General features: G+C 65.1%; 16 protein-coding genes. 13 read left to right on the top strand and 3 right to left on the bottom strand.

Annotated features, from left to right (window positions below; genetic code table 11):
• Positions 1-4 precede the first annotated feature (4 nt).
• From KTQ42_RS01765 to KTQ42_RS01745, 5 genes are all read left to right on the top strand, one after another.
• The gene (locus KTQ42_RS01765; protein WP_217343939.1) at positions 5-691 is read left to right on the top strand and encodes an ABC transporter ATP-binding protein; all 687 of its coding nucleotides are present in this window, start codon (positions 5-7) and stop codon (positions 689-691) included.
• A complete protein-coding gene (locus KTQ42_RS01760; RefSeq protein ID WP_217343938.1) occupies positions 688-3201 on the top strand; it encodes an FtsX-like permease family protein in 2514 nt (837 codons plus the stop codon). Before KTQ42_RS01765 ends, KTQ42_RS01760 begins: the two co-directional genes overlap by 4 nt.
• The gene (locus KTQ42_RS01755; protein ID WP_217343937.1) at positions 3201-4271 is read left to right on the top strand and encodes a carotenoid 1,2-hydratase; all 1071 of its coding nucleotides are present in this window, start codon (positions 3201-3203) and stop codon (positions 4269-4271) included. The genes KTQ42_RS01760 and KTQ42_RS01755 overlap by 1 nt, the downstream gene beginning before the upstream one ends.
• Positions 4272-4278: 7 nt before the next feature.
• A complete protein-coding gene (locus tag KTQ42_RS01750; protein ID WP_217343936.1) occupies positions 4279-6063 on the top strand; it encodes an ABC transporter transmembrane domain-containing protein in 1785 nt (594 codons plus the stop codon).
• 145 nt (positions 6064-6208) lie between these two features.
• Positions 6209-6658: a hypothetical protein gene (locus KTQ42_RS01745; protein WP_217343935.1), complete on the top strand. Its 450-nt coding sequence runs from the start codon at positions 6209-6211 to the stop codon at positions 6656-6658.
• A gap of 21 nt (positions 6659-6679) precedes the next feature.
• On the opposite strand, the gene KTQ42_RS01740 is transcribed toward KTQ42_RS01745, so the two are convergent.
• Positions 6680-8011, bottom strand: a complete 1332-nt coding sequence (locus tag KTQ42_RS01740; RefSeq protein ID WP_217343934.1) for a DUF3422 domain-containing protein — start codon at positions 8009-8011, stop codon at positions 6680-6682.
• Positions 8012-8148: 137 nt separating this feature from the next.
• Here KTQ42_RS01740 and KTQ42_RS01735 point away from each other — a divergent pair, with 137 nt between their 5' ends.
• Together KTQ42_RS01735 and KTQ42_RS01730 are read left to right on the top strand one after the other, a co-directional pair.
• Positions 8149-9120, top strand: a complete 972-nt coding sequence (locus tag KTQ42_RS01735) for a thymidylate synthase (RefSeq protein ID WP_217343933.1) — start codon at positions 8149-8151, stop codon at positions 9118-9120.
• 404 nt (positions 9121-9524) lie between these two features.
• Positions 9525-9986: a type III secretion system chaperone gene (locus KTQ42_RS01730; protein WP_217343932.1), complete on the top strand. Its 462-nt coding sequence runs from the start codon at positions 9525-9527 to the stop codon at positions 9984-9986.
• A 34-nt stretch (positions 9987-10020) separates the two neighbouring features.
• On the opposite strand, the gene KTQ42_RS01725 is transcribed toward KTQ42_RS01730, so the two are convergent.
• Together KTQ42_RS01725 and KTQ42_RS01720 are read right to left on the bottom strand one after the other, a co-directional pair.
• Complete coding sequence (locus tag KTQ42_RS01725) at positions 10021-11382, bottom strand: heavy metal sensor histidine kinase (protein ID WP_217343931.1); 1362 nt, start codon at positions 11380-11382, stop codon at positions 10021-10023.
• Complete coding sequence (locus tag KTQ42_RS01720) at positions 11379-12065, bottom strand: heavy metal response regulator transcription factor (RefSeq protein ID WP_217343930.1); 687 nt, start codon at positions 12063-12065, stop codon at positions 11379-11381. The genes KTQ42_RS01725 and KTQ42_RS01720 overlap by 4 nt, the downstream gene beginning before the upstream one ends.
• A 198-nt stretch (positions 12066-12263) precedes the next feature.
• Here KTQ42_RS01720 and KTQ42_RS01715 point away from each other — a divergent pair, with 198 nt between their 5' ends.
• The 6 genes from KTQ42_RS01715 (at position 12264) to KTQ42_RS01690 (ending at position 20855) form a co-directional block, all read left to right on the top strand.
• Positions 12264-12854: a YceI family protein gene (locus tag KTQ42_RS01715; protein WP_217343929.1), complete on the top strand. Its 591-nt coding sequence runs from the start codon at positions 12264-12266 to the stop codon at positions 12852-12854.
• A 97-nt stretch (positions 12855-12951) separates the two neighbouring features.
• Positions 12952-13767 carry a hypothetical protein gene (locus tag KTQ42_RS01710; protein WP_217343928.1) on the top strand — a complete coding sequence of 272 codons (816 nt, stop codon included), beginning with the start codon at positions 12952-12954 and terminating at the stop codon, positions 13765-13767.
• Positions 13768-13943: 176 nt separating this feature from the next.
• Positions 13944-15632 carry a hypothetical protein gene (locus tag KTQ42_RS24185; protein WP_283093246.1) on the top strand — a complete coding sequence of 563 codons (1689 nt, stop codon included), beginning with the start codon at positions 13944-13946 and terminating at the stop codon, positions 15630-15632.
• Positions 15632-17449 (top strand): pentapeptide repeat-containing protein, encoded by a 1818-nt coding sequence (locus KTQ42_RS01700; RefSeq protein WP_217343927.1) that lies wholly within the window; start codon positions 15632-15634, stop codon positions 17447-17449. The genes KTQ42_RS24185 and KTQ42_RS01700 overlap by 1 nt, the downstream gene beginning before the upstream one ends.
• 30 nt (positions 17450-17479) lie before the next feature.
• On the top strand, positions 17480-18637 hold the full coding sequence (locus KTQ42_RS01695) for a twin-arginine translocation signal domain-containing protein (RefSeq protein ID WP_217343926.1): 1158 nt from the start codon (positions 17480-17482) through the stop codon (positions 18635-18637).
• Positions 18588-20855: a hypothetical protein gene (locus KTQ42_RS01690; protein WP_217343925.1), complete on the top strand. Its 2268-nt coding sequence runs from the start codon at positions 18588-18590 to the stop codon at positions 20853-20855. The genes KTQ42_RS01695 and KTQ42_RS01690 overlap by 50 nt, the downstream gene beginning before the upstream one ends.
• Positions 20856-20868 lie beyond the last annotated feature (13 nt).

Here is a 20868-nt window from a genome sequence, read left to right as displayed (position 1 = left end):
CGCCATGAAGCGCGACAGCACACCGCCCGCGCTCGAATGCCGTGGCCTGCACAAGCGCTATGGCGAGCGCATCGTCCTGTCCAGCCTGGACTTCACCCTGGCGCCCGGCGAGTATGTCGCGGTGATGGGCGAGTCGGGCGTCGGCAAGTCGACCCTGCTCAACCTGATCGCCGGCCTCGACCATGCCGACGGCGGCGATCTGCTGATCGACGGCGTGGCCATGTCCGGCCTGGACGACGACGCCGCCACCCTGCTGCGCCGGCAGAAGCTCGGCTTCATCTTCCAGGCATTCCATATCCTGCCGCACCTGACGCTGCAGCAGAATGTGGCCCTGCCGCTGCTGCTGAACGGACTGCCGATGACGCGCGCCACGGAGCTGCTGGCCGCGGTTGGCCTGACCGGACGAGGCGCGGACTTCCCGCGCCAGCTGTCCGGCGGCGAACTGCAGCGGGTGGCGATTGCACGGGCGCTGGTGCACCGGCCGCGCCTGCTGCTGGCCGACGAGCCCACCGGCAACCTCGATCCCGATACCGCGCATGACGTGCTGCGGCTGCTGCGCGAGGAGATCAAGGCCAGCGGCGCGTCGGCCATCATGGTGACCCATTCCCACGCGGCGGCGGCCAGCGCCGACCGGGTGCTGCTGCTCACCCGCGACGGGCTGCATCCGGCCCCGGCCAGCGTTGCGCTATGAATGCCTCTCTCGCACGCTGGCTGCTGGCCGGCGAATGGCGCATGCATCCGGTGCGCGCGCTGGTGGCCATGGGCGCGATTGCGCTCGGGGTGGCATTGGGCTTTGCGATCCACCTGATCAATGCCGCCGCCTTCAATGAATTCACCGCGGCCGTCAAGAGCGTCTCGGGCGTGTCCGACCTGCAGGTGCGCGGCGCCCAGGCCAGCTTCGATGAAGCGCTGTTTCCCCGGCTTGCGCAGCGGGAAGGCGTGACGCTCGCCAGCCCGGTGCTGGAAGTCGACGCGACCGTGCGAGACCGTCAGGGCACATTGAAGATCCTGGGCGTGGACGTGTTCCGCGCCGCGGCCATCGCGCCCGACCTGGTCGGCGTGCCGCAGCAGGGCCGCGCCTTCGACACCCTGATGGACGACACCATCTTCCTCTCGCCTGCCGCCATGTCCTGGCTCGAGGTGAAGGCGGGCGACATGCTGACGCTGCGCTCGGGCACTGTCGATATCCGGCTGCGGGTTGCCGGCGGCCTGGTGCGGGCCCGGTCGGGGCAACGCATCGCGGTGATGGATATCGCGGCGGCGCAATGGCGCTTCGACCGGCTGGGCAAGCTGTCGCGCATCGAACTCAAGCTCGAGCCCGGCATCGACCGCGAAGCATTCCGCGCCAGCCTGCAGCGCGAGCTGGGCGCGGCGTATCTGCTGACCGAGACCGAAGACCAGGAGGCGCGCAGCAACAACATGTCGCGCGCCTATCGGGTGAACCTGAACGTGCTGGCATTGGTGGCCCTCTTTACCGGCGCCTTTCTGGTGTTCTCGACCCAGGCGCTGTCGGTGATCCGGCGCCGCCAGCAGTTCGCGCTGCTGCGCGTACTGGGCAGCAGCCGGCGCCAGGTGCTGGCCCAGGTGCTGGCCGAAGGCGCCCTGCTGGGCGTGGCCGGCTCGCTGCTGGGCCTGGCGCTGGGTTACCTGCTGGCGGCGCTGGCGCTGCGGGCCTTCGGCGGCGACCTCGGCGGCGGCTATTTCCCGGGCGTGCAGCCCAGCGTGCGCTTCCAGCCGCTGGCGGCGCTCGTGTTCTTCCTGGCCGGTTCCGGCATCGCGATCCTGGGCAGCGCCAGCCCGGCCTGGGAAGCGGCGCGGGCCCGTCCGGCGCCGGCATTGAAGGCCGGCAGCGAGGACGTGGCGCTGGCGCGCCTGGCGCGGCCCTGGCCGGCGCTGGCCTGCCTGCTGCTGGGCGCGGCGCTGACCCGGCTGCCGCCGGTGCATGGCCTGCCCATCTTCGGCTACCTGGCGGTGGCGCTGCTGCTGATCGGCGGCATTGCGCTGATGCCGCGCTTCGCCGCCTGGGTGTTCAATGCCGCCGCCAGTCTGCGCGCCCGACGCGGCGCGGTCGGCACGCTGGCGCTGGCGCGGCTGGCCAATGCGCCGAACCAGGCCTCGATTGCGCTCGGCGGCGTGCTGTCGAGCTTTGCGCTGATGGTGGCAATGGCCATCATGGTGTCCAGCTTCCGGGTCTCGGTCGACGACTGGCTGCGCCATATCCTGGCGGCCGACCTGTATCTGCGCAGCCCGGCCGCGGCCGATGCCGGCGGCCTGGGCCCGGAACAGCAGCGCCGCATCGCCGCCCTGCCCGGCGTGCTGCGCGCCGACTTCCAGCGGGTCACCCAACTGTCGCTCGATCCGGCCCAGCCGGGCGTGGCGCTGATTGCCCGCCCGATCGACGCCGCCGACCCCGGCCGCACCCTGCCGCTGACCGGGCCTTCGATGGACGCCGGCACTGCGCGGCCGGTATGGATCTCCGAAGCCATGGTCGACCTGTATGGCTACCAGGTCGGCAAGACCATCACGCTGCCGATCTCCGGCAGCCCGCAGCCGCTGCTGGTGGCCGGCGTCTGGCGCGACTATGCGCGCCAGAGCGGCGCCATCCAGATGCAGCTGTCCGACTACCAGGCGCTGACCGGCGACATGACTGTCAGTGACGCCGCGCTCTGGTTGAAGCCCGACGCCCGGGCAAGCGATGTGGCCGCCGCGGTGCGCGCCCTGCCCTTCGGCGCGGCGCTGGAACTGGCCGAGCCGGGCGAGATCCGCGCGCTCAGCCTGAAGATCTTCGACCGCAGCTTCGCCATCACCTACCTGCTAGAGGCGGTGGCCATCATCATCGGCCTGTTCGGCGTGGCCGCCACCTTCTCGGCGCAAACCATGGCCCGCGCCAGGGAATTCGGCATGCTGCGCCACATCGGCGTGACGCGCCGCCAGGTGCTGGCCATGCTCGCCACCGAAGGCGCGCTGCTGACCGCGGCCGGCATCGCGGTCGGTTTCCTGCTGGGCTGGTGCATCAGCCTGATTCTGGTATTCATCGTCAATCCGCAATCCTTCCACTGGACCATGCAGCTGCACATGCCATGGCCGACGCTGGCCACGGTGGCGGCGGCGCTCCTGGCCTCGGCCGCGGCCACCGCGCTGTTGGCCGGCCGCCAGGCGGTGTCGGGCGATGCGGTGCGCGCCGTCAGGGAGGACTGGTAATGCTGAAAGCCTTGTTTTTTAGCCTGCTGCTTTTGATGCAGGCACAGGCGCCCGCCGCGCCGCCGGCATTTGCGCCGGTCAAGCCCGGCGTGCCGCTGAATTTCCCGCGCGACCATGGCGCCCATCCGGACTACCGCACCGAATGGTGGTACGCCACCGGCTGGCTCAGCACGCCGGACGGCAAGCCGCTCGGCTTCCAGGTCACCTTCTTCCGCGCCGCCACCGAGCACGACCGGGCCAATCCCAGCAAGTTCGCGCCGGATCAGCTGATCATTGCCCATGCCGCCCTGTCCGACCCGGCCGAGGGCCGGCTGCTGCATGACCAGAAGGCAGCCCGCGCCGGCTTCGGCCTGGCCGGGGCAAGGACCGGCGACGCCGACGTCACGCTGGAACGCTGGAATTTCAGGCGCGACGCCGACGGCACCTACCGCACGCGGGTCGATGGCGCAGAATTCGCGCTCGACCTGACGCTCACGCCAACCCAGCCGGTGATGCCGCAGGGCCAGGCCGGCTTTTCGAAAAAAGGCCCGCGGCCGGAACAGGCCAGCCGCTACTACAGCGAGCCGCACCTGAAGGTCAGCGGCAGCATCAGCCGCCACGGCAAGCCGGTGGCGGTGACCGGCAGCGCCTGGCTGGACCGGGAATGGTCCAGCAGCTATCTCGACCCCGATGCCCAGGGCTGGGACTGGACCGGCGTCAATCTCGACGACGGCTCGGCGCTGATGGCCTTCCAGATCCGCGGCAAGGACGGCAGGAAGCTGTGGGCCTATGCCACCGTGCGCGACGCCGCCGGCCGCGTCACCCATTACACGCCCGACCAGGTCAGCTTCAGTCCGCAGCGCACCTGGCGCTCGCCGCGCACCAATGCCAGCTACCCGGTACAGATCGAGATCCGCACCGGCGACGCCCGCTGGCTGCTCAACCCGCTGCAGGACGACCAGGAACTCGATTCGCGCGCCTCGACCGGCTCGGTCTACTGGGAAGGCGCGGTGACGGTGGACCGCGACGGCCGGCGCGCCGGGCGCGGCTACCTCGAACTGACCGGCTATGTCGAAGCCCTCAAACTATGAAGACAATATGAAACAGGATGTCATGCAGCGCCGCTCCACCTTCGCCACCCTGGCCGGGCTATTGCCCTTCATGGCGCCGTACAGCAGGCGCTTCCTGCTGGCCGGCATTGCGCTGCTGGTGGCCGCAGGCGCCACGCTGGCAATACCGGTCGCCTTCCGCCAGCTGATCGACCTGGGCTTCGTATCGACCGCCACGGGCGCCGGCGCGCGCCATATCAATTTCTATTTCCTGGCGCTGTTCGGCGTGGCCTGCGTGCTGGCCGTGGCCACCGCGGCCCGCTTCTACCTGGTGTCCTGGCTGGGAGAACGGGTCACCGCCGACCTGCGCAGCGCGGTCTATGGCCATGTGGTGACCCAGAGCCCGCAGTTCTTCGAAACCACCCGCTCCGGCGAAGTGCTGTCGCGGCTGACCGCCGACACCACCCTGATCCAGGCGGTGGTCGGCACCAGCATCTCGATGGCGCTGCGCAATGCGCTGCTGTTCGCCGGCGGCATGACCATGCTGTTCATCACCAGCGTCAAGCTTTCCTCCATCATCCTGGTCACGCTGCTGGCGGTGGTGCTGCCCATCGTGCTGTTCGGCCGCCGCGTCAGGAAGCTGTCGCGCCAGTCGCAGGACCGGATCGCCGACGCATCGGCGCTGGCCGGCGAGATGCTCAATGCAGTCGGCATCGTGCAGGCCTACACCCATGAAGCGCAGGAAGCGCGCCGCTTCGGCGCGGCCGTGGAAGAAGCCTTCCAGACCGCGCTGCGCCGCATCCGCGCCCGGTCGCTGCTGACGGTGGTGGCCATCCTGCTGGTATTTGGCGCCATCGTGTTCGTACTGTGGCTGGGCGCCCATGCGGTGATCGAAGGCACGATGAGCGCCGGCCAGCTTGGCCAGTTCATTCTCTATGCCACCATCGTGGCCGGTGCGATCGCGGCGCTGTCGGAGGTGCTGGGCGAGGCGCAGCGCGCCGCCGGCGCCACCGAGCGGTTGCTGGAGCTGCTGGCGGAGCAGTCGCCGATCCGTTCGCCCGAGCAGCCGGCCGCGCCCGGCACCTGCAGCGCCGGCGGCGCCGCGCTGTCGCTGCGCCAGGTGGGCTTCCACTACCCTTCCCGGCCGCAGTCACCGTCCATCGCCGCGCTGTCGGTCGATATTGCCCCGGGCGAGACGGTGGCCATCGTCGGCCCGTCCGGCGCCGGCAAGACCACGCTGTTCCAGCTGCTGCTGCGCTTCTACGACCCGCAGCAGGGCAGCATCCTGCTCAACGGCGTCGACATCCGCCGGCTCGACCTGCATGCGCTGCGCGGCGCGATCGGCATCGTGCCGCAGGACACGGTGGTGTTCTCGGCCGATGCGATGGACAACATCCGCTATGGCCGCGACGGCGCCAGCGACGCCGAAGTGATTGCGGCGGCCAGGATGGCTGCCGCCCATGAATTCATCGAACGCATGCCCGAGGGCTATCGCACGTTCCTCGGCGACCGCGGCGTGCGCCTGTCCGGCGGCCAGCGCCAGCGCATTGCGATCGCCCGCGCCCTGCTGAAGAATCCGCCGCTGCTGCTGCTGGACGAAGCCACCAGTGCGCTCGATGCCGAATCGGAACGGCTGGTGCAGGGCGCGCTCGAAACGGCGATGCAGAACCGCACCACCCTCGTCATCGCCCATCGCCTGGCGACGGTGCAGCGCGCCGACCGCATCCTGGTGATGGAACATGGCCGGCTGGTGGAAACCGGCACTCATGCCGAACTGGTAGCCCGCGGCGGCCTGTATGCCGGGCTGGCGGCGCTGCAATTCAATCTGGCCTAGAAAGGTTGGCCGCGAAGTGCTTCTTGGCGCAGTTCATTGGAAAGTCGCCGGGCAGCGTCAGCAGCATTAATTACCCCTGTTGTGAACCGTCGAGATTTTCCCGTAACGAATCCGATTATCGGAATGACTTTACCGGGAGAACAGTATGGAAACGGACAAGTCCCTGCAGGCATCCCTGTTCTCGCCCTTCAAGCGCCGCTTCGGCCCGGGCAGGCTGGCGCGCTGGCTGGTCGAAAAAATCCACCTTATGTTTCTGGATGCCGGGATGGTCTACGCCGGCCTGGCGATGCTGCGCCTGGCCGGCAGTGCCAGGCAGCACGCTGACGACCGGTTTGCCGATCAGCTGATCATGCTGGACGAGGATGCGGCAGGCCTGTTGCTGCGTTATGCGGACAACAATGTGCTGCGCCACAAGGTGCGGCGCATGCTGGCCGCGCGTGCCGCCTGGTTCGCGTCCAGGGCAATGAACCTGCAGCCGCAGGCATTGGACCGCATCGATGACGCCCTGGCCGATTTTCTCGCCCGGCGCAGCGACGCGCTGCATGCCTGCTTTTTCGCGAAAACGGCCAGGGACATCCTGCGCCGGCGGCTCTAGCAAAGGAGCGGACGCCGCCCTTCAGCCGCCATGCATGCGCCGATGCATGCGGCGCAGCCCGAGCCAGACGCCGGCCGCCACCACCGGCACCAGCAGCCCGGTCAGCAGCTCGGGGTTGACCGGCCAGCCGGCCGCCTTGGCCGCCTTGCCGGCATAGCCGAGAAGGCCGATCACATAGTAGGAAATCGCCGCCACCGACAGGCCTTCCACCGCCTGCTGCAGCTTCAGCTGCTGGGCCGCGCGCCGGTTCATCGACTGCAGGATCTGCCGGTTCTGGCGCTCCTGCACGATGCCGACCCGGGTGCGCAGCAGGTCGTTGGTCTGGGCGATCCGGCGCGCCAGCGCCTCCTGCCGGCTGGCGATGGCGGCGCAGGTGCTGACCGCCGGCGTCAAGCGCCGGTCCATGAATTCCTCCACCGTGGGAAAGCCTTCCATACGCTCTTCCCGCAACTCCTCGATGCGCGACTGCACCAGCCGGAAATAGGCCTGCGACGCGGAGAACCGGTAACTGTCATCCACCGCCAGCTTTTCCAGCCGCGCCGCCAGCCGGGTGATCTTGCCCAGCAGTTCCTGCTCGTCGTCGCTGCTGTCGCCGCCCTGGCGGTCGTCGGTTGCCACCATGGCCGCGGTCAGCTCGGCCAGTTCGCCCTCGATCGCATTGAGCGCCGGCGTGGCCGCATGGGCATGCGGCAGGCCCAGCAGGCACATCATGCGGTAGGTCTCGATTTCCAGCACCCGCTGCACCAGCCGGCCGGCCTGCTGCTCCATCAGCCCGACATCGCGCACCACCATGCGCGAGAAGCCATCGGCCTGGATCAGGAAGTCGGTCCACAGCTCGGCATCATGCAGCACCCGGCTGCCAACCAGCAGATTGCCTTCGAACACCCGGCGCAGCCGCCGCGCATATTCCTGCGGCGGCGCGTCCGAGCCGTCCAGCGCCACATGGGTCGCCACCATGATCTTGCCCTGCAGGCTGGCCAGCCACTGCTGCGGCGCATGCTGCAGCGGCATGCGGTCGAATGCTTCCTCGATGGCTGGTGCGACGTCATGGCGCTGGGCGAAGGTATAGGTCGCGAATTCGGTGTGGCATTCCCACTTCAGGCGGAAGCGGCCAAAGTCATGGAAGAAGAACTTGGCCTCGGCCGCCGGCGCGGCCACGCCGAAATGGCCGCACAGGCTGGCCAGGAAGGCATGCTGGATCGCGCTGTTGGCGGCGCCGGCCGGCTTGCCGTTGCCGGCATAGACCGCCAGGTGGGTGATCGCCTCGGCGCCGTGCAAATGCAGGAAGGGACGGGAATGGACTTCGGCGGCGAGCGGCACGCGCAGGTCATGGTTGAGGCTGGAAAAAATCATGGGCGGAAGCGCAATGCTGGATATCGGGATGACGGGCATTCTAGCCGTGAACGCCATTCCGGCCGCGAAAAACCTCATCGGTGCGCCGGCTACGGCAACCGAACCAGGCGGCTGGGTTACGGTAAAATACGGCCGCCATGAAACCCTACCTCGACCTCGTACGCACCATCCTCGACACCGGCAGCTGGTCTGACAACCGCACCGGCATTCGGACCATCAGCATCCCGGGCGCCATGATGCGCTATGACCTGGCCGAAGGTTTTCCGGCGGTGACCACCAAGAAGCTCGCCTTCAAGGCCGTGGTGGGTGAACTGGTCGGTTTCCTGCGCGCCTCGCGCAGCGCGGCCGATTTCCGCGCGCTGGGCTGCAAGGTCTGGGACCAGAACGCCAATGAAAACGCCGACTGGCTGGCCAACCCCTACCGCGAAGGCCCGGACGACCTCGGCCCGGTGTACGGCGTGCAATGGCGCCGGTGGCCGGCCTACAAGCTGCTCGACGCCGATGCCGCCGCCCAGCTGGAAGATGCGCAAAAGCGCGGCTTTCGCGTCGTGTCCCGCGTGCAGGACGAGGGCCGCGACAAGATCCTGCTCTACAAGGCGGTGGACCAGATCCGCGACTGCGTCGACACCATCATGAAGAACCCCGGCAGCCGCCGCATCCTGTTCCACGGCTGGAATCCGGCCGAACTCGATGCCATCGCCCTGCCCGCCTGCCACCTGCTGTACCAGCTGATACCGAACGCCGCCACCCGCGAGATTTCGCTGTGCCTGTACATCCGCAGCAACGACATCGGCCTGGGCGCGCCGTTCAACCTGGCCGAAGGCGCGGCGCTGCTGCACCTGATCGGCCGCCTGACCGGCTACAAGCCGCGCTGGTTCAGCTACTTCATCGGCGATGCCCACATCTATGAAAACCATGTCGACATGCTCAAGGAACAGCTGCAGCGCGAACCCTACCCGCTGCCGCGCCTGGTGATTTCCGACCGCATCCCCGACTTCGCGCAGACCGGCCGCTATGAACCGCAATGGCTGGAACAGGTAGAGCCATCCGATTTCTCGCTCGAAGGCTATGTCCACCATGCGCCGCTGACGGCGCCGATGGCGGTATAGGCGTTTGCCGGCCGCGGGCTTGCCGCGCCGGCCGAATCCAATCCCATCCCTCCCAGCGCAGGCGTTGGCCTGCCAGCTTGACCCCGCCTCATTGATGCAGTGCGCCGGCTCTTTCGAAACAGCCCGGTGGCTGGCCACATGCATCTGCCGATTTGAGGCAATACCGCCCGCCATACGCCCCAGTTCCTTCATCCCGGGTGCAGCAATCGTTTTCAGACCACTGACCTGAAACTGGCAACTTCCGCCGAAAACCTGCCTTGAATGGACATGCCACGGCACAAAGCCCCGGCGTGGAACCCCGGAACGGTTATGCATTACTAACTTCCGGATATTGTCGAGGCTGCGCCCGACACGCCCAGGCTGAAGTCACAGGCCATCACGAGATTCAATCAAGGAGACACCGCATGCATGCTCATGACATCGTCCGCGAATTCGGCGCCCTCGCGAAACTTCCGGAATTCGCCCTTGACGACCGCGGCATGGCCCGCATGCAGCTCGACAGCACCATCATCATCGACTTCGAGCACGACGCCACCAATGACGTGCTGCACCTGTACTCCAGCATTGCCCCGGCCCCCGACGACTGCACCGCACAGCTCAAGCTGCTGATGGAAGCCAATCTTTTCCTGGACCGCAGCGTCGGAACCACCTTCGCTCTCGACAGCATCACCGGCGAATTCATGTGCTGCCTGCGCCTGGAACCGGAAAAAATGAGCGCGGCGGATCTGGTCAAACACGTGGAGAGAATGGCCGACGCGGTCGAGCGCCTGCGCGCCGACCTGGACGGGCTGGAGGAGCCGGCCGAGCCGGCGCCGCTGTCGGCAATAGATCTTAACCAACTGCGCATGGGACCTCTGCGCGGTTGATGTTGCACCACTAACGCTGCGTTGCGCAGCCCCGTCACCCCGCGCCGTGCAGCGTCAGGCCTATCGTGTTGACCCCGCCCGTGCTGCGCGCAAACACCGTGCCGCCGTGCATCTTGGCGATGGCTTTGACGATCGCCAGGCCCAATCCATGGTTGTCCTGACTATAGGCGCGCGACGGATCGGCGCGGTAGAAGCGGTCGAACAGCCGGCTCAGATGCTCGCCCGGAATCTCCACGCCAGGGTTGGACACCGCCACCTCGATGCCGCGCGCCTCTTCCCGCATCTCCACCCGCAGCCGGCTGCCCGGCGGGCTGTACTGGATCGCGTTATGCAGCAGATTGCTCATCGCCCGCCGAAACAGCGCGCGGTCGACCGACGCCACCGCGTCGCCCAGGGTGTCCACCGCCAGCGACTTTTCCTCCATCAGCGGCTCCAGGAACTCAATGGTCTTGTGCACCTCGGCTGCCAGCGAAGCCTGGGCCAGGCCATTCGCGGTTTCGCCGCGGTCGGCACGCGCCAGAAATAGCATGTCATTGACGATGGCGCGCAGCCGCTCCAGCTCTTCCAGGTTGGACTGCAGGGTTTCCTCCAGCTCGGCCTTGCTGCGCTCGCGGGTCAGCGCCACCTGGGTGGCGCCGATGATGTTGCCGATCGGCGTGCGCAGTTCATGCGCGACATCGGCATTGAATCCTTCCAGTTGGGCATAAGCGGTTTCCAGCCGGTCCAGTGCGCCATTGAAGGAGGCCGCCAGCGGCGCCAGCTCGCTGACTGCCGGCGCGTCCAGCCGCTGCGACAGGTTGCGCGCATTCAGCCCCTGCGCACCGGCGCACAGCCGCGCCAGCGGACGCAGCCCGAAGCCGGATACCCAGTAGCCCAGCATCGCCACGCAGGCAATGCCGCACAGGGAAATGACCGTCAGCGCAATGGCGAAATCATGCAGCGTCCTGGCCTGCGACTCGGTGCTGATGCCCACCGCCAGATAGATTTCGGGATAGTCGGGAAAGGGTTTCAGGGTGTCGCCCAGCGTCTTGAGCGGATAGGGACTGTCCTTCACCGTCACCAGCTTGACGGAGCTGCCGAATTCCGGATGGCCGCCTTCCGGCGTGGAAAAGCCATAGTTCAGCGCAGTGTTCTCGCAGGCGATCCAGAACCGCGTATTGCCGTCGGTGGTGGTGATGGTGGTGAGCGTATTGCGCAACTGGTCCCAGCGTTCGACGCTGCGCACCTGGCTGATCAGCCGTGTCGCCACTTCCAGCTTGCCGCGCAGGTCGGTTTCCTGCTGGCGCTCCAGCGTGGTGGCCAGCGCCCTGTAGAGCGCAAAGCCGGACAGCGCGAACACCACCGCCGCCACCAGCCCGAAGGTCACCGCCAGGCGCACCGCAATCGATCGCATCATGCCGCCTCCCCGTCGCGCCGCGCTTCCAGCACATAGCCCATGCCGCGTATCGTATGCAGCAGCTTGCGCTCGAACGGCCCGTCGATCTTGTTGCGCAGCCGCTTGATGGCGACTTCCACCACGTTGGTATTGCTGTCGAAATTCATGTCCCACACCAGTTCAGCGATTTCCGTCTTCGACAGGATCTGTCCTTGGCGTCGGCCCAGCGTGGTCAGCAACAGGAATTCCTTGGACGTCAGGTCCAGCCGCATGCCGCCACGCGAAGCCTTGCGGGCGATCAGGTCCACATGCAGGTCGGCGATCTGCAACTGGGCCGCGTCCTGCGGCTTGCCGCGCCGCACCAGCGCCTGCAGCCGCGCCAGCAATTCAAGGAAGGAAAACGGCTTGACCAGGTAATCGTCGGCGCCGGCCTGCAGGCCGCGCACCCGGTCTTCCACACGGTCGCGGGCGGTGAGCATGATGACCGGGGTCTGGCGCCGCTGGCGCAGCGCTTCCAGCACGCCGAAGCCATCCACGCCCGGCAGCATCACATCCAGCACGATGGCGTCGTAATCGTTTTCGAGCGCCAGATGGCGGCCGTCCAGCCCGTTGCGCGCCACGTCGACCACGCAGCTATGCTCGGTCAGGCCCTTGTGGAGGTAGTCGGCGGTTTTGGTTTCGTCCTCGACGATCAGGATCTTCATCTGGCGGATTATCCCGCGAATGCAGGTATTGCTGGATTACAAAATTGTCAGATTCGTGACAGTATGGCGTCGGGGTTGCTTCCCTACACTCTGTCCTTATCGGTGCGCAACGGAACGGATGCGCATTGTAAGCCGGATGACAGCGCGCCGCCGATCCGGTTACCACTACCCCGGCCCACACTCAAGAGAACACGACCTATGAAATTTGCATCCCGCCTGTCCCTGTCCGCCATCGCCCTGGCTTCCCTGCTGTCCGCCGGCGCAGCCAGCGCCGCCGCGCCCGCAGGCAATTACAAGATCGACCCGGTTCATTCAGTCGCCTACTTTGAAGTCGGCCATGCCGGCGGCATCAGCCGCTTCATGGGCCGCTTCAACGACATGTCCGGCGACCTGGTCGTCGATACACCCGAAAAGAGCAAGATCCGTGTCGACGTCAAGGTCGACAGCGTCGACACCAAAAGCGAAGGACTGGACAAGCACCTGAAGAGCCCGGACTTCTTCAATGCAGTGCAATTCCCCACGCTGAGCTTCGTCTCGTCCGCCGTTACCCTCAACGGTAGCGGCGAAGGCACTGTCGCCGGCAACCTGACCCTGCATGGCGTGACCAAGCCGGTCACCTTCAAGCTCAAGGAAATCGGCGCCGGCCCCGGCCCCCGTGGCGACAGCCGGGTCGGCTATACCGCCAGCACAACCATCAAGCGCAGCGACTTCGGCATCGCCTATGGCATCCCGAAGGCGGCCACCGACGAGGTAGACCTGCGCATCAATATTGAAGCCATCAAGCAGTAATTCACGCAGCCCGCCGCGCCGCCGCGCCGCTTGCCGTGCCCGGCGGGCCTCATTGCCTGTTTTTCCCGTTCAGTTTCATTTCCTTTCCGCCGCTGCCATGCCCGATCCCTCCTTCCTGCTTCCCCTGCTGCTGCAAAGCCTGCTGATTCCCGCCGCCATCAGTGCCATGATCCTGCTGCTGTTCTCGGCCAGCCATCGGGTCTGGCCGGCGCCGCTGGCCGTTGCGGCTGGCCTGCTGGCGTCCTACGTGGCGACCTTTCATGCACAGTGGTCCTTTCCGCCGCATCAGGCCCTGGACTGGCTGCCGCTGATATTGGTTCTGGCGCTGGGCGCGATTGCCGCAGCGCGTAGCGACGGTCTGGCTCCGCGTTTGCTGCTGGCGCTGCTGGTGGCAGCCGTCGCCGCCATGCCGGCCCTGGGCAGCAACGGCACGGCCAGGACGGTGCTGCTGGTTTTCGCGGTCGCTGTTTTGATCACAGCCGTATGGAGCAGCCTTACGGCCGTCAAGGTGCGGGGGCAGGCCGCGTCGCTCATCCTGGCGATTGTCGCCGGTGGTGCCGGCCTGGCGCTGATGATCGATGCCAGCCAGCTCCTGGGCCAGCTTTGCGGTGCACTCGGCGTGGCGCTCTTTGTGTGCGCGCTGCAAAAGCGTGGTCGCCTGCAGTTCGGCCCGGCAGGCATCGGGTTGGCAACGCTCATCCTGGGCGCCCTGCTGGCCTACGCGCATATTTACGCCGGCTTTGGCCTGTTGATGGTGCTGCTGCTGGCCGGCGCATTGCTCGCCGCATCCCTGGCGATGCGGCAGGCGTCCGGGCCACGCGCATCGATCGCCGGGATCGCCGTCGCTGCATTGCCCGTCATTGCCGTTATCGGGCTGGCCGTCAAGGCAATGCAGGATTCCGGCGGCTATTAGCGATTAGGAAAAGCGCACGCCTTCGTGCGTGCGATCCATCCTCCATTCATCTTCTTTCAGTACAGGCGGTCGCTTCCCATTTGGCTTCTGGTTAACTCACATAAAGTTCAAGTTTCTTGCATGGTCCATGCATCAACTGGCGCTTTCGGGTTACGGAGCTTGGAAAGGATTCGACCATGCCCATTTCCATCCCCGCCGGGCGGCACCTTCTCTGGCTTGCGTTTCTTGGGCTTGCCGGTTGCGGTAGCGGCTCCAGTTCCCAAAATTCAGACCGGCTAGCCGATGTGCCGGCAGTGCTTTGTCCTTATGGCGACATGGCCACTGCCCGCACTGTCATTTTCGTTTCCCCAACTGGCAGCGACAACGACAGTTGCGGCGGCGCTGCTGAAACGGCCTGCGCTACCATCGCCGCCGCCATTGCACGCTGCAGCGTTGCAGACTGCGCCGTCGCGGTCCGGCACGGCCTGTATCCGACCACGCAAACCATCGTCCTGCGCGACGCCGTCAGCGTGCATGGCAGTTGCCGGTTTGGCGATGAGCCCGACTATCACTACCGAACCGTCATCGAAGCCTCGCCACCAGCAGGCACGCCGGCCATCGATGCCAACGGCATCAATTCCGACACTGTCATCAGCGGATTACTGGTGCTGGGCAAAGACGAAACCGCGCCGGGCGAAGCCAGCGTGGCACTGCGTGCGCGCTCGAGCAACGGGCTAATCCTGCAGTCGGTAACGCTGCTTGCCGGACGTGGGGGCGACGGCGCGCAGGGAAGCACTATGGCAGGCGCTCCGGGCGGCGACGGCGGCACACCTGCCGGCTGGTCGCCTTCGGATTACGGCGCTGGAGGCCGGGCATGCCCTTCCCGCTCTGAAGCAACCCGGGGCACCGGCGGCGCAGGGCGGGAGACAGTGAGGTTTACGACGTCTAATTGCTTTATTGACTGCGATTGCCATGCCGTCTCCTCGACACAGCCACTAGGCGAGCTTGTGGGCCAAAGCAGTGGCGCCGCAATAGGCGGTGGCAATGGCCGAGATGGGAATTTCGGCGGAAACTGCACTGGCCGTGTTGAATCAAACCCGACGCCCGGCAACGGCGGAATTGGCGCCAATGGTCAAATCGGCGATTGCAGCCAGGCTGGAGGCGAAACAGGTCCGGGTGTGACCGATTTAGGCAACATCACCGTCGGCCGATGGGCTGGCACGATAGCTGGCAAAGGCGGCGATGGCGGAAACGGAAGTGGTGGCGGCGGCGGCGGCGGCGGGGGCTATGGTGCTTATGTCCCGGCATTCCTGCCGAAGGCATTGTTCTACGGCTTTGCGGGCGGCGGCGGCGGCGGCGGCGGATGCGGTGGCCCCGGCGGCGGCGGTGGTCAGCAGGGAGGCGCATCCATCGCGCTGCTTCTGGTCGATTCCACCATCAGTAATCTTTTCAACGGCGCAAACATCATCCCCGGCCCCGGAGGCAACGGTGGCGCGGGCGGTTCTGGAGGCCTTGGGGGCCCGGGCGGCATGGGTGGCTTGCCTTATAACGGGCGACAAATTTCCACACCGTTCGTTGACTACAACGACGTCGTGATGCCGGGCTTTGGCAGCATGGGCGGTAAAGGGGGGCCCGGCGGAGCAGGCGCAGGCGGTGCGGGAGGAAGCGCTGGGCCATCCATTGGGGTTGCGCTGGTTGGAAATTCGACCGATCCAGGACCAGGTGTGATCTATGGAGACCAAGCCGGTGTACCCGGGAAAGGCGGCACCGGCATTGGCAATCCCACGGAAGACGGCAGCGCGAACAGCCAATGTCGCAGTGCAGATGGCAAAAGCGGTCTGGCAAGCGGCGCCTACGCGACGGTCCGATTTGAGGAGGGCTCCTGATGCAATGGAACATTTTTCACAGTCGCGCGGCGGTCTTCCCGCGCCTTTTCCTTAAGCCCTGCATCATTGCGCTTGTGACCGTTTGCTCCTTCCTGTACGACGCGGCAGTGGGTACGCGCCTGCTTGCTGCCATTCCCCAGACACAGCAGCAAGCGCAACAATCCTGCCCCAGCCTTCCTTTCGGTTCTTCCGGCCCTGACTTCAGCAACCAGGACCTTTCAAACAAGAACTTCAGCCGCCGCGATCTGCGTGGCGCCAATTTCAGCGGCGCGACACTGAAAGGCACGGTGTTCATCGGCGCCAATCTGGAAGGCGCGAACTTCAGCAATGCCCGGGTGCAGGCCAGCGACCGGGAGGACCTGCGTCCCACCGATTTCACCAGGGCCAATCTCAACCGCGCCTGCTTCAGCAATATGACGTTCAGCGGCCGTACCTATTTCACTTACGCCGATATCAGCTGTACGGACTTCTCCCGCACCAATCTTGCGTCAGGCCTGGCCATCTTCGGACCCAGCCCACTGAAGATTGATGAAAGCAGCTGCAAGCCTTCCTTCCGCGGCGCAACGATGCATTGCGAATTCGTGGCCGACTGGCCACGGCTTGACCTGGGCTCCGTCAACGACACTTTCCGCACCGACCTCAGCGCATGCGCCAGCCAGCTGGGCAACCTGAACCTGGACAAGGCAGACCTGAATCGGGCCAGGTTTGGCAATGCCGTCATGGATGGCATCAGCATGGCTGGCGCCAACCTGACCGGTGCCGATCTGCGTGGCGCCAGCCTGGGTTGCAGCAAGGGTCGCTGCGCCAATCTTGCGAATGCCATCCTCGACAACGCCAGGCTCAGCAACGCCACGCTGGATGGCATCAATCTCGCTGGCGCCAGCATGGCCGGCGCGCAGCTTGATCGTGCCAGCCTGCAGTGCGTCGACAAGCAATGCGCCAATCTGCAACAGGCGCGTTTGCATGGCGCCAATCTGGCCAGAGCAAACCTGTCCGGCGCCAACCTCTACGGGGCGTCGCTCGGCAAAGGCAGCATCGGGGTCGCTGCAACGCTGGCAGGTGCCCATCTGAAAAATGTGAACCTGTCGTTCTCCACGCTGACAGGCGCAGATTTCAACGGTGCAAACTTTTACAGCACTTATCCCGGCCTGTGCGTCACAACCGAGCCCAACCACGGCGGGACAACGCGGCAATGCGCCAGCGCTTATAAAGCGGAAATGACGGACACGAATTTTTCCAACGCCTACCTTTACGGCGTCGACTTCAGCGCCGTTCAGATTCGTGGCGGCCTGTTTGACAAGGCGGTTCTGACCGGAGCCAGCTTCGCCGCTGCATCGATCGGTGCCAATAGCGACGGCGTCCCCACCAGGTTTACCAACGCCCACCTCGAAGGCACCGACCTGGCTGGCGCCGCCTTGCTGGAGTATGCCGACCTGAGCAATGCCTATCTGGATTTTCGTCCAGACGGCAACCTGATCTATCTGAACCTTGCAGCCCTCCTGCACAACAGCTTCGCCTGCCCGTCCCGGGGATGCAATCCACCAGCAGCGACGGACGTTTGCTTACAACTGGCCTATGCTCCGGCGCCTGCGCCGCTGTCGAGAACAATCATCTGTCCGGATGGCGCGGCCGCCGGTGCAGATGGCGTGCCTGGTTGCGGCCCGGCGCGCACCGATGGCGGCAACCTGCGCTGGAAGTCACGCCTCGCTCCGGACGATCCTGCTGCATGGTATGCCAATGCAGCCACCTATATGCCCGCCGCCGCGCCAGCCAGCCTTTGCAACGGGTATCCAGAACGAGCACGCGCCGGCTGGTAATTCCATCACTCCTGGATCAGAGAACATGCCATGAACGTCGAAAAATATGCATTGCTTTCTCAACTGCTCAACAGCAGCCGCCTCACCCGCCGCCAGTTTCTGACACGCGCCGGCGCAGCGGGCATGGCCCTCGGCTTGCCGCCTGCGCTGTCCGGCTGCGGCGGGTCTTCCGGTGGCGGAAGGGCGATGGACGAGCGCACCTTGTTCTTCAATCTGTCGCATCTCGGCGGCGTGACAGACACCCATGTGCTCAACATCGCGGGAAAGCGTTTTCCGTTAACCCCCATTGCCGATGCACCGCATGTGCTGGCGCGTGCCAGCCAGAGCAATGCCTTCCTGAATGATGCCAATGTGGCCAAGCAGATCACGCACCACGTCGAGTCCGTGTCCCTGCCGTCCGACGTGGTGATGCTGGCCTATCTGACCTCGATGGAAGACCCGGAAAAAGGCACCTGGCAAATGAACATGATTCATCTTGTTCTGCCGCAGCAGGCCCATCAGCGCGCCTATGCCGCGATACGGGCCGGTACAGCCGGTGGTTTTCCCCACTCAGCCAAACGGATGCGTTATGGCTTGCCCGCGGCCAGCAGCGCCCGCGAGCTGATGGAAGAAAGCATGCTGATTGATGTAAGCGACCATGCCCAGGCCTTGATCGGCATGCATGCCGAACTGGCAAGCCTCGACCCGGATACCGCGGCGCACGTGCATGGCAGTTATATCGCATCCAGTCCCGCCACGCGCATACTGGCTGATCAGTTGGCAACCCTGGGCCCGGCAACGGTGCAGCAAACCCCTGGCCAGTCCAACCCGGACGGCTGGGCCACGCTGGTGCCAATGATGAACAAGCGCGTGCAGCCGCCAGTCCCTTACAAGAAAAGCGATGGCAAGCTCAATCTGTACCGTCCGGACTGGAACAGCCAGGTGGATTTGGGCGTGGCCTATGCGCTACGCTCGATCAAGCCATTGGTGGCAGATGATCCCAGCCTGGGCATGGATGTCACCTCGGTGACCAGGGGCCAGCCCTTGCGGCCAGACCAGGCCAGGGGCAAGTTGTGGAGTTGGCATCAGGGAGAAGCCTATCGCGCACGGAGCCCCATTCAAGGCAGGCGCGGCAGCCCCGACAGTCACCTTCAACAGCATGACCGCAGACACCGGGCTGGCTGTAGGCATGCCCACCGTGACCAATGAAGGTGCAACGGTGAAAGTCACACTGGATAACGTCAACAATTGGTTCCTGCGTTGGCTGGGTGTGTGGCTTCAGTTCCGGCAAGCTGGAACGAACGACCTGATTCCGATTGCGAGCCTGCCAGCCGATACGCTGGAAGGAAGAACCGGCCCGTCGCGGATGGACCGGCCGTTTGCCATGTTTGTCGGGATGATGCCCCCGGCGAGTGTGCTGGCGGGTATTCCCATTGACCCGGGCAGCTTTGCGCCTACCATCAAAATTCCACCAGGTGCCGCATCCACGGAAGTCCTTTATGGCGGCCTCGGCCTGTCTGGCATGAAGTCGGGGCTGGTCAGGGACGCCGACATGGCAGCGCTGGTCAAGCCCGGGGTGGCCATGACAGTGCTGGTCAATTACGTACTGGTAGAGCTGTTCATGGCCCTGGGCGCCACGCCCATGCCGGAAACGATCTCAGCCATCGTCGAACTGGTTGCAGAAGGGCTGGCAATCGTCATCGTCGACCTGATCGCGGAAGTGGATTTCAACAAGGCCAGCCCTGGCGAGGTCGTCCAGGCCATCGTCACCGAGCTGGCCCTGATGATCGTGACCAAGGGCGTGGACGATCTTATCGACAAGTTCATTGAAAAAGTCCTGCCAACCGCTCTGACCCAGGAAATCCTCGATGCGACGCCTGTGGTGGGCGTGATTGCGCGCGCAGTGGCGGACGGACTGGACATGCTGGAGATTGCGGAAACCACGGTAGAGATTGCGGTATCCCCGCCTGTCTACGACTTCAGCATGGTCTTGACACGCAATGTCACGGTGACCTTGCTGCCCGACTCGACGACAAAAGCCTTTCCGGTGAAGGAGAGCAATCAAATCTTCTACTACAAGCTCAGCTATCAGTTCGACAAAGGCCCCTCTCATGTGCTGACTGCGGTGGATCTGCCGCCGATTGGGAAAGATGCGCAATCGCTCCCCATTACATTGGATGGCCTACCGCTTGGCGGCAATGTCAACGTTACGATCACCATCTATGTGCGCGATGCATCCGTGCCCGCCGGCGCGAACGACTGGTGCGTGGCGCAAGCCAGCAGCGGGCTTCTGCCAAACGATGCCAGCCTGGCCCCGGCCCTGACGCTCGCCAACAATCGTATTCCCATCAACGCGACTACGGCTTACCTGCACAGGAGCCGCACCACGCTGGCTGCCGATGGCAGCCATCGCTGGCAAAACGACAGTAATCCGCCACCCTATATACCACCGCCCGGTGACCAGCAACCCGGCCTGGGGGCGTTGCGCAACATTACCTTGCGCGAAATGACCGTGCGCAATGCGGGCTATGTCGGTTACTCCTGGCAGGCATTCAGCAGCGGTGTCCCCGGTTGCGGCACCGACCAGGGACAATATGACTATCTTGCCAATGTCAACACCGACCCCGCCAATGCACAGCAAGGCTATGCCAGCAGCCCATGCGGCCTGCAGAGCGGCGCACAGTTGAGCTACAGCCTGCTGTCGGACGACAATCTCAATCTCTACCTGGACCCCGCGCAGCTTTATCTGCGCCCGATCCAGTTGGGATCGTCCCCTTCCTTTGCAGGTACCGGGCTTGCCTTTGGCCAGCTCAACGTGGAATCGAGCGCATTGTTGCTGCATCCGGCAGGGCATGTTGTGAGCATCAACCAGGAACATCATCTTCTGGAAACGCTGCGCCTTCCCGGGAAAGCGCTGGACGAAGCGACTGCCGCCAGAACCTATCGTGCACGTGTGCACGCGGGAAGGGGATCGCGGCCCGGCCTGATGAACAAACCGGTGGCTGCCGTGGTTTCCGGGGATGGCGTCATTCTGGTACTGGAAGCCAGCGATACGAACAACCGCATCCAGGCCTTCGACCTGGGCGGCAATCCTGTTTCCTATTTCAAGGGGCAAACGACACCGTCGTTCTTTTACCTGAAGGCCACGCCGAATGCGATTTATCTGGATATCACGGTCGAATTTGGCGGCTATATTTACGTGCTCTCCCGAGACGACGCCGGCGTTCACAGGCTGGATATCTACGCGAGCGGACAACAGGGTACGGACCCTATCTGCACCACATTCAACTTCAATGCATCGGCGATCGCCGTTGATTACTATCGCACTTTGTATGCCCTCAACTACCAGGCACTGACCTTGCCAGGCGGCGCCTTGCCCGCGCTGACCGAGCCGTCCATCAGCCGCTGGAGCCCGCCAGCACCCTGATGAAGATTGCCAG

Origin of the sequence: Noviherbaspirillum sp. L7-7A (assembly GCF_019052805.1) — a bacterium.
In the GTDB taxonomy this organism is placed as follows: Bacteria; Pseudomonadota; Gammaproteobacteria; order Burkholderiales; family Burkholderiaceae_D; genus Noviherbaspirillum_A.
This window is presented reverse-complemented; position numbering and strand designations above follow the sequence as displayed.